This window comes from Vibrio sp. 2132-1 (genome assembly GCF_033344315.1).
Map to the genome: position 1 here is coordinate 1 of NZ_JAWPON010000816.1, position 529 is coordinate 529.

The 529-nt window shown below is 45.6% G+C and carries 1 pseudogene; it reads left to right on the plus strand.

The features are described from left to right. Positions 1-529: pseudogene (locus tag R8N47_RS28165) on the plus strand (alkene reductase); the annotation flags it as partial.

The window sequence follows — 529 nt, forward strand, 5'->3', positions numbered from 1 at the left end:
GACAAAATCGGATATTCAACAAGTCATCGCAGAATATCGTCAAGCGGCATTGAATGCCATTGAGGCGGGTTTTGATGGTATTGAATTGCATGCGGCGAATGGTTATTTGATTAACCAATTTATTGACTCCGAAGCCAATACCCGTACCGATGAGTACGGTGGTAGTTTAGAAAATCGTCTTCGTTTTCTTGATGAAGTTGTAGCAGCATTAGTTGAAGCGATTGGCGCTGACCGTGTTGGGGTGCGTCTGGCTCCTTTGACTACCTTAAATGGTACGGTAGATTCGAACCCTATCGAAACTTATACCGCTGCCGCTGCGGTACTAAATAAGCATGGTATCGTTTATCTGCATATCGCTGAAGTCGATTGGGATGACGCCCCTGATACGCCAGTTTCTTTCAAACGTGCCTTACGTGAGGCTTATCAAGGCATTTTGATTTACGCAGGTCGTTATAATGCGGAAAAAGCGAAACAAGCCATTGATGACGGACTGGCTGATATGATCGGCTTTGGTCGGCCTTTTGTAGCG